Origin of the sequence: Bradyrhizobium oropedii, assembly GCF_020889685.1 — a bacterium.
Lineage (GTDB): Bacteria > Pseudomonadota > Alphaproteobacteria > Rhizobiales > Xanthobacteraceae > Bradyrhizobium > Bradyrhizobium oropedii.
Window position 1 is genome coordinate 19,819 of the sequence record NZ_JACMYO010000116.1, and the last position, 7,877, is coordinate 27,695.

At 64.7% G+C, this 7,877-nt stretch carries 7 protein-coding genes; 4 read left to right on the top strand and 3 right to left on the bottom strand.

Translation table 11 applies throughout. The features are described from left to right. Positions 1 to 44 precede the first annotated feature (44 nt). On the bottom strand, positions 45 to 1,283 hold the full coding sequence (locus tag H8A95_RS27720; RefSeq protein WP_229186092.1) for an aminotransferase-like domain-containing protein: 1,239 nt from the start codon (positions 1,281 to 1,283) through the stop codon (positions 45 to 47). A 59-nt stretch (positions 1,284 to 1,342) separates the two neighbouring features. Then, positions 1,343 to 1,885, bottom strand: coding sequence for a DUF3124 domain-containing protein (locus H8A95_RS27725; protein WP_229186093.1), 543 nt, complete (start codon positions 1,883 to 1,885; stop codon positions 1,343 to 1,345). Between the two features lie 59 nt (positions 1,886 to 1,944). Between H8A95_RS27725 and H8A95_RS27730 the strand changes: the two genes are divergently transcribed. From H8A95_RS27730 to H8A95_RS27745, 4 genes are all read left to right on the top strand, one after another. After that, the gene (locus H8A95_RS27730) at positions 1,945 to 3,678 is read left to right on the top strand and encodes a cation:proton antiporter (protein WP_229186094.1); all 1,734 of its coding nucleotides are present in this window, start codon (positions 1,945 to 1,947) and stop codon (positions 3,676 to 3,678) included. 142 nt (positions 3,679 to 3,820) lie between these two features. Then, a complete protein-coding gene (gene ribB / locus H8A95_RS27735; RefSeq protein ID WP_229186095.1) occupies positions 3,821 to 4,897 on the top strand; it encodes a 3,4-dihydroxy-2-butanone-4-phosphate synthase in 1,077 nt (358 codons plus the stop codon). A gap of 129 nt (positions 4,898 to 5,026) precedes the next feature. Next, entirely contained in the window at positions 5,027 to 6,241 is a 1,215-nt protein-coding gene (locus tag H8A95_RS27740; protein ID WP_229186096.1) for an acyl-CoA dehydrogenase, read from the top strand. A gap of 159 nt (positions 6,242 to 6,400) precedes the next feature. Further along, on the top strand, positions 6,401 to 7,321 hold the full coding sequence (locus H8A95_RS27745) for an MBL fold metallo-hydrolase (protein WP_229186097.1): 921 nt from the start codon (positions 6,401 to 6,403) through the stop codon (positions 7,319 to 7,321). A 171-nt stretch (positions 7,322 to 7,492) separates the two neighbouring features. Here H8A95_RS27745 and H8A95_RS27750 read toward each other — a convergent pair. Next, positions 7,493 to 7,877: DUF1499 domain-containing protein (locus tag H8A95_RS27750; protein WP_229186098.1), on the bottom strand; the 385-nt coding region annotated here is incomplete at its 5' end.

Consider the following 7,877-nt stretch of genomic DNA (forward strand, 5'->3'; position numbering starts at 1 on the left):
GGAGCGGAGCGACGAAGCAATCCATCTTGTTGCCGGGCGGAGCGCTACCCGCGCTTCTCGACATTGCTGCTGCGCGCCGGCACGCCGAACTCCTTGCGGCACACCTCGGCCAGCACGGCGACGCCCTCGCGGATCTGCTCGTGCGAGGGGCTGGCGAAGCAGAGACGCAGCCGGCTGCCGGAATGCGCCTTGCTGGTCGACCATTCCGGGCCGGGATTGATCGAGACCCCGGCGGCGAGCGCGGCCTGGTAGAGCTTCAAGGTATCGACATTGTCGGGTAGCTTGACCCAGAGGAAGATGCCGCCCTTCGGCGCCTCGAATTCGGCCGCGGTGCCGAACTGCTCGTTCAGCGCCTCCATCAGCGTATCGAGTTTTGCGCGCAGTCCTCGCGTCAGTTTGGGCACATGGGTCGCAAAATGCGGCGCGCAATATTCCGACAGCACCATCTGCTCCAGCGCGCCGGAGCCGGCGTCGGTCTTCAGCGGCAGCATCCGCGACATGATTGCCCAGGGCGCGACGATGAAGCCGACCCGCAGCGCCGGCGCGATCGACTTCGAGAACGAGCCGATATGGATCACGCCGCCATGCGTGCTCATGGCATAGATCGCTGGCGGCCGCTCACCGTTCCAGATCAGATCGGCATAGCAATCGTCCTCGAAGATCGGCACGCCGTATTCTTTCGACAGTTTCAGCATCTCGGCGCGGCGGCTCTCGGGAAGGATCGAGCCGGTCGGGTTCTGTACGGTCGGGATGGTGTAGATGTATTTCGGCGTGATGCCGCGCCGCTTGTGATCGGCGAGCGCTGCGGCCAGCGCATCGATCCTTATGCCCTCGCCATCGAGGGGAATGCCGACCGCATTGACGCCGAGCCGCGTCAACCGGTTCAGCGAGCCCTGATAGGTCTCCTGCTCGATCAGCACGGTGTCGCCCTTGGCGAGCAGTGTGTGATTGACCAGATCGAGCGCCTGCAACGAGCCGGAGACGATCATGACCTCGTCCGGCGTGCAGGCAATTCCAGCGTCGCGCTTCAGCTTCTCGGTCAGGAACTGGCGCAACGGCAGATAGCCCTGTGGCCCGTGCGCGAGATTATAGGTCGCGAGATTCCTGCCCTCGCGCTTCAGCACGGCGTTCATGGCCTCCAGTAGCCCGTCGACCGGAACCTGGTCGGGATCATTGTTGCCGCCGACGAAACTGTACTTGGCGAGCCCGGTCCAGCGCGCGGCCGGCGCAGGCAGGCCGGCCGGGAGCAGCGGTGCAAAGTCGAACTGGGCTGAGGTGGACATGGACGTTTCGCTCCGTGTTGTTGTCGTTGAGAAGGACCGTGGAAGGGCCTTCCGTGAAGTCAGTTCTTGCCCACCAGCCGGACCGGGCGGCCCTGGCTGATGAAGGCGTAGTGCCCGGCGCCGACGCTGCCGACCATCAAGGCCTCGACCGCCGGTTCCGCGATCTCGCCGGCAGCCGCCCAATCGACCACGAAATTCGCGCCGGTGCCGCCGCGGGTATCGGTCGTGGCGATCGCAACCTCGACCGTCGCGAACGGTTTTAGCGCGATCGGTGATTTGAGGTAGCTCTCCACCATCTTGCCTGATGTGTCGAAATAGGCGATCCGCTTCAGCACCAGCGGTTTGGTCTCGGAGGCGTTGTGCACGCTGAGCGTCACCGAGAAATCGGCCCTGAGCTTGCCCTGGCTCATCGACACGCTGGAATACACCGGCACGTAGAATGCACCCGAGGCGGTGAGGCCTTCCGATGGCACCGCCGTCAGCGAGTTCGCGAAATTTTGTTCAATACTTGCCGAGGATTGTGCTAGCGCGTCCGGCAAGCGCACGGTGAGCAGGCAGAGCAAAACTGCCAGAAAAATGCGGCCTGCGCGGATGTGACACATTGCTCGGTTGATCCTCACGCCCGGCCCTCTAGGTTGCGGCAACAGGAAGTCTTTGACGCATGCATGAACTGATTCCCGATATCACGCTCTGTATCCTGCTTGCCTGGGGGATCGGGCTGCTTGCCCATTTCTCCCGGCAACCGCTGATACTGGCGTACCTTATCGCCGGCTTTTTCATTGGTCCATTCGGCATGGGCTGGGTCAAGTCCCAGGAATCGATCAGCGTCATCTCCGAACTCGGCCTGATCTTCATGCTGTTCATGATCGGGCTGGAAATCGACCTCAAGAAGATCATCCGCGCCGGCAAGGTCATCCTGTTCGCCGGTGCCGGCGAGCTGATCGGCGGCTGCCTGATCGGTGTCGCGTTCTTCGCCGGAATCGGGCTTGCGATCGGCGGCGGCAAGTTCGATGCGGTCTATCTCTGCGTCGCCTGCGCGCTGTCCTCGACCGTCATCATCGTCAAGGTGCTCTACGAGAAGCGCGAGCTGGATACGCTGCCGGGCCGGATCACGCTCGGCGTGCTGGTGCTGCAGGACATCTTCGCGATCCTGTTCCTGGCGGTGCAGCCGAGCCTGGACAATCTGCAGATCAGCGTCGTGCTGCTGTCGATCGCCCGCGTTGCGGTGCTGGTTGTGACCGCGCTGGTGCTGAGCCGCTACGTGCTGCCGCGGCTGTTCCACCAGATTGCGCGCCGGCCCGAGCTCGTGCTGCTCGGCGCGCTCGCCTGGTGCTTCCTGATCGGCGAGATCGCCGAGCGGCTGCATCTGTCGCGGGAGATGGGCTCGCTGGTCGCCGGCGTCTCGATCTCGACCTTTCCCTACGCGCTCGACGTCACCGCCAAGGTCACGACGCTGCGGGATTTCTTCATCACGCTGTTCTTTGTCGCGCTCGGCATGACGATCCCGATTCCCGGCCTCTCGGTGATCTGGCTTGCGCTGGTCATCGCGGCCTTCACGGTGGCGAGCCGCCTGGTCACGACCTTCACGCCGCTCTATCTGATGAAGCAGGGCCTGCGCGCCAGCCTGCTGCCGGCGATCAATCTGGCGCAGATATCCGAGTTCTCGCTGGTGGTGATCCAGACCGGCGTCGCCGCCAACCACATCGGAACCGAAACCGCCAATGCGGTCTCGTTCGCCTTCGTGGTGCTGGCGGTGCTCTCGACCTTCGCGATGGGCCGCAGCGATCAGATCGTGCGCGGCCTGATCGGTCCGTTGAAGCGAATCGGGCTGCGCGATCTCGACCACGTGGGCGAGGGCCGCGGTGATGGCGGCCAGGAGGGCGGACATGGCGAGATCCGGCGCATCGTGATCCTCGGCTTTTTCCGTGCGGCGAGCGCACTGATCAGCCAGATCGAGCGGCAGAACCAGTCGCTGCTCGAGCAGATCAGCGTCATCGATTTCAATCCGCTGGTGTTCCGCACGCTGTCCGACCGCGGCATGCATGTGATCTATGGCGACATCAGCAATGTCGACACGCTGGTTCACGCCGGCATCGGCAAGGCCGAGATCATCATTCTGAGCGTGCCGGATTTCCTGCTGGTCGGCGCCGACAATGAGAAGCTGGTGCGTCACGTCCGCGCCTTGAATCCCACCGCGCGGATCGTCGCCACCGCGGATCTCCTGACCGGTGTCGACGATCTCTACACGGCCGGCGCCGACTACGTGACGGTGACCCGGCTCAGCGACGCCGGTGAGCTCTATTCGGTGATCGAGGCCGCCGACGCCGGCCTGCTCGACGACAAGCGCGCCGAGCTGGACGCCCAGCTCAGCGACCGGCGCGAGGTGCTGCCGTAGAAGCCGGCGACGGGCTCCGGCCACCGTCCTGGTATGCCTGCCGACGATGCCTGCCGGACGCATGGCGGGTTGCATAATGATACTGGCGCTGACATCGGAACCCGGCTAATCCACTGCCTGCATAAAGCGAGATGTCAGGACAATGGCCGATACGATCCAGGAAGTGCTGCAAGCCTTTGCGAAGGGTGAACTCGTCGTCGTGACCGACGATGACGATCGGGAAGGCGAGGGCGATTTGATCGTCGCGGCGTCGTTCTGCACGGCGGAGAAGATGGCCTTCATCATCCGCCACACCTCCGGCATCGTCTGCGCGCCGATCACCACCGAAGATGCCCGCCGGCTGCGGCTCGACCCGATGGTGGCGCACAACGAGTCCAACCACACCACGGCGTTCACCGTCTCGATCGACTACAAGCCCGATGGCGGCACCGGCATCTCGGCCGAGGAACGCGCCTCCTGCTGCCGCGCGCTCGCCAATCCCAACGCCGGCGCCAATGATTTTGCGCGCCCCGGCCACATCTTTCCGCTGATCGCGCGCGACGGCGGCGTGCTGCTGCGCTCCGGCCATACCGAGGCCGCGGTCGATCTGTGCCGGCTCTCGGGCCTGCCGCCGGTCGGCGTCATTAGCGAGCTGATGAACGACGATGGAACCGTGATGAAGGGCGAGCAGGTTGCGAAATTCGCCGCCCGCCACAAGCTCAAGCACGTCACGATCGCTGATATGATCGCCTATCGCCAGGCGCGCGAGAAGCTGATCGAGCGGGTCGCGACCTTCACCACCGAAAGCCCTATCGGCCCGCTGCAGGGCTATGCCTATCGCTCACCTTTCGACGAGATCATGCATGCCGCCTTCGTCTATAACGGCATCGGCGATGGCAGGGACGTGCTGACGCGGCTGCACAAGCCCAACATCGTGAAAGACCTGTTCACAGGGCCGGCGCGGATGGAAGCCGTGCTGCGGCACTTCAAGGCTGCCGGCCGTGGTGTGCTGGTATATCTGCGCGACGGTGCCGCCGGTGTTCCGGTCCAGCCGGTCGGCGAGCAGAAGTCGGCGGAAGCCGATCGCAACAAGCAATGGCGCGAGGTCGGCGTCGGCGCCCAGATCCTGCGCGATCTCGGCATCACCTCGATCCGGCACCTGACCTCGTCGGTGCATGACTACAAGGGGTTGTCCGGTTTCGGCATCGAGATCGTGTCGAATGAGAAGTTCGACGGCTGATGCGGGTCATTCCGGGCGCGATGCGTGCGCATCGCCCCCGAATGGCATACGTCCAATTCAATTGCGCTTCGCAGCATAGCGCTTTAATTTATCCGCCAATTTCCGAGTGACGATGCGAAAGGATGTTTCATGAGCGTGCGCCCCCAGTCCAAGGACAAGCCGGCTGCCGCCAGCTTCCAGTGGGATGATCCGTTCCTGCTCGACGACCAGCTCACCGAAGACGAACGCCTGATCCGCGACACTGCGCGGGCCTATGCGCAGGACAAGCTGTTGCCGCGGGTCACCAAGGCCTATCTGGAAGAGAAGACCGACCGCGAGATCTTCAACGAGATGGGCGAGCTCGGCCTGATCGGCGTGACGCTGCCCGAGGAATATGGCTGCGCCAATGCGAGCTACGTGGCCTATGGCCTCGTCGCGCGCGAGATCGAGCGTGTTGATTCTGGCTACCGCTCGATGAACTCGGTGCAGACGTCGCTAGTGATGTATCCGATCTACGCCTATGGCGACGAGAACCAGCGCAAGAAATATCTCCCCAAGCTCGCGACCGGAGAATGGGTCGGCTGCTTCGGCCTGACCGAGCCGGACGCCGGTTCCGATCCCGGCGGCATGAAGACCCGCGCCGAGAAGGTCGCCGACGGCTACAAGCTGAACGGCGCCAAGATGTGGATCTCGAATGCGCCGATCGCCGACGTGTTCGTGGTGTGGGCCAAGTCCGCCGCGCACGACAACCAGATCCGCGGCTTCATCCTCGAGAAGGGCATGAAGGGCCTGTCGGCGCCGAAGGTCGGCGGCAAGCTCAGCTTGCGTGCCTCGATCACCGGCGAGATCGTGCTCGACAACGTGGTGGTGCCGGAAAGCGCGCTGCTGCCCAACGTCTCCGGGCTCAAGGGTCCGTTCGGCTGCCTCAACCGCGCCCGCTACGGCATATCCTGGGGTGCGCTCGGCGCTGCCGAGGACTGCATGCACCGCGCGCGCCAGTACACGCTCGACCGCAAGCAGTTTGGCCGGCCGCTCGCCGCCACCCAGCTGGTGCAGAAGAAGCTCGCCGATATGGAGACCGAAATCGCGCTCGGCCTGCAGGCCTCGTTGCGCGTCGGCCGCCTGATGGACGAGGGCAAGATGGCGCCGGAGATGATCTCGATCGTCAAGCGCAACAATTGCGGCAAGTCGCTCGACATCGCCCGCATGGCGCGCGACATGCACGGCGGCAACGGCATCCAGATCGAGTATCACGTGATGCGCCACGCCGCGAACCTCGAGACGGTGAACACCTATGAGGGCACGCATGACGTCCACGCGCTGATCCTCGGACGCGCGATCACCGGCATTCAGGCGTTCTCGTAATCCCGGAGGCGTCATCCTGAGGTGCGCGCCTCTTCGGCGCGCCTCGAAGGATGACGCGAGGTGGTGCCCGACATCCTTCGGGGCTCGCAAGAGCTCGCACCTCCCGAGTGAGCGCGAAGCGCTCATCCGGGGATGACGGCTCACAAGGAATCGGATCCCATGGCCGACAACGACGACATCCCGTTCAACCGCGATTTTCCGCTGAAGCCCGGCGTGGTCGAACAGGTCCGCCCCGGCGTCCGCCGTGTCCTCTGCAACAATCCGAGCCCGTTCACCTTCACCGGCACGGTCAGCTACATCGTCGGGCAGGGCAAGGTCGCGATCATCGATCCCGGTCCCGACGACGAGGCGCATGCGAAGGCGCTGCTCGATGCGGTCAAGGGTGAGACGGTGACCCACATCCTGGTCACCCATACCCATCGCGACCATTCGCCGAATACGCCGCGGATCAAGGCTGCGACCGGCGCGCCTGTTTATGCCGAGGGGCCGCACCGCGCCTCGCGCCCGCGCTTCGAGAGCGAGAAGCACAATCCGGAATCCGGCGCCGATCGCGATTTCCGGCCCGACGTCGAGGTCAGGCACGGCGACCTCATCGAGGGCGCGGGCTTTGCGCTGGAGGCGGTCGCCACCCCCGGCCACACCGCCAATCATTTGGCGTTTGCCTGGACCGAGCGCAGCATCAATTTCGTCGGCGATCACGTGATGGGCTGGTCGACCTCGATCGTGGCGCCGCCCGACGGCTCGATGATCGACTACATGGCCTCGCTGGAGCGGCTGGAGCAGCGTCCCGAGCAGCTTTATTTGTCCGGTCACGGCCCGGAGATCCCGGAGGGCCCGCGCTTCGTCCGCTTCCTGGCGCGGCACCGTCGGGCGCGCGAGGCGTCGATCCTGCATCGCCTCGGCAAGGGTGAGGCCGACATCCCGACCATGGTGCGGGCGATCTATATCGGGCTCGATCCGCGCCTCGCCAACGCCGCCGGCTATTCGGTGCTGGCCCATTTGGAAGATCTGGTCGCGCGCGGTGTCGTGGCGACCGATGGCGATCCGGTGATCGGCGGCTCGTACCGGATGGCCTCTTAACCTCGCCCCGTTCCTCACGGGGAGAGGTCGAAATTCGAGCGCAGCTCGAATTTCGGGTGAGGGGCAAGCCACAGGCTCAGTCCTACCATCACGCTCGCGGATAGAAGCCCCTCACCCCAACCCTCTCCCCGCAAGAGCGGGGCGAGGGAGCATGTCTGCCGCAGCGAGAGGTTATTTCTTCACCGTCTTCGCCGGCGGCGCCTTGGGCGCAACGGGTGCAGCCTTCTTCGCCGGCTTGGAATTGTCGTTTTCCGCGGCGGTGTTGATGTCCTCGATCAGCTTCTTGACCCGCGCGGCGTTGCTGCCGAGATCGGTGTCGAAATAGCGCGACGCCGAGCGGATATCGACGCGCGAGTCCTCGTCATCGGGCGTGACCCGGATCGACACGTCCTCGCGGAAACCCATGATCGGCGTGCGTGCCACCGCCTCGATGCGCCCGATCCGGCGCGGCGGCTGCGGCGCGCGCGCGTCGATGACCAGCCATTTGCGGCGGTTCACCAGCCGCAGCGTCATCTCAAAGGCCCGGTCGACCGGGACCTCGAGCTCGACGGTTTCG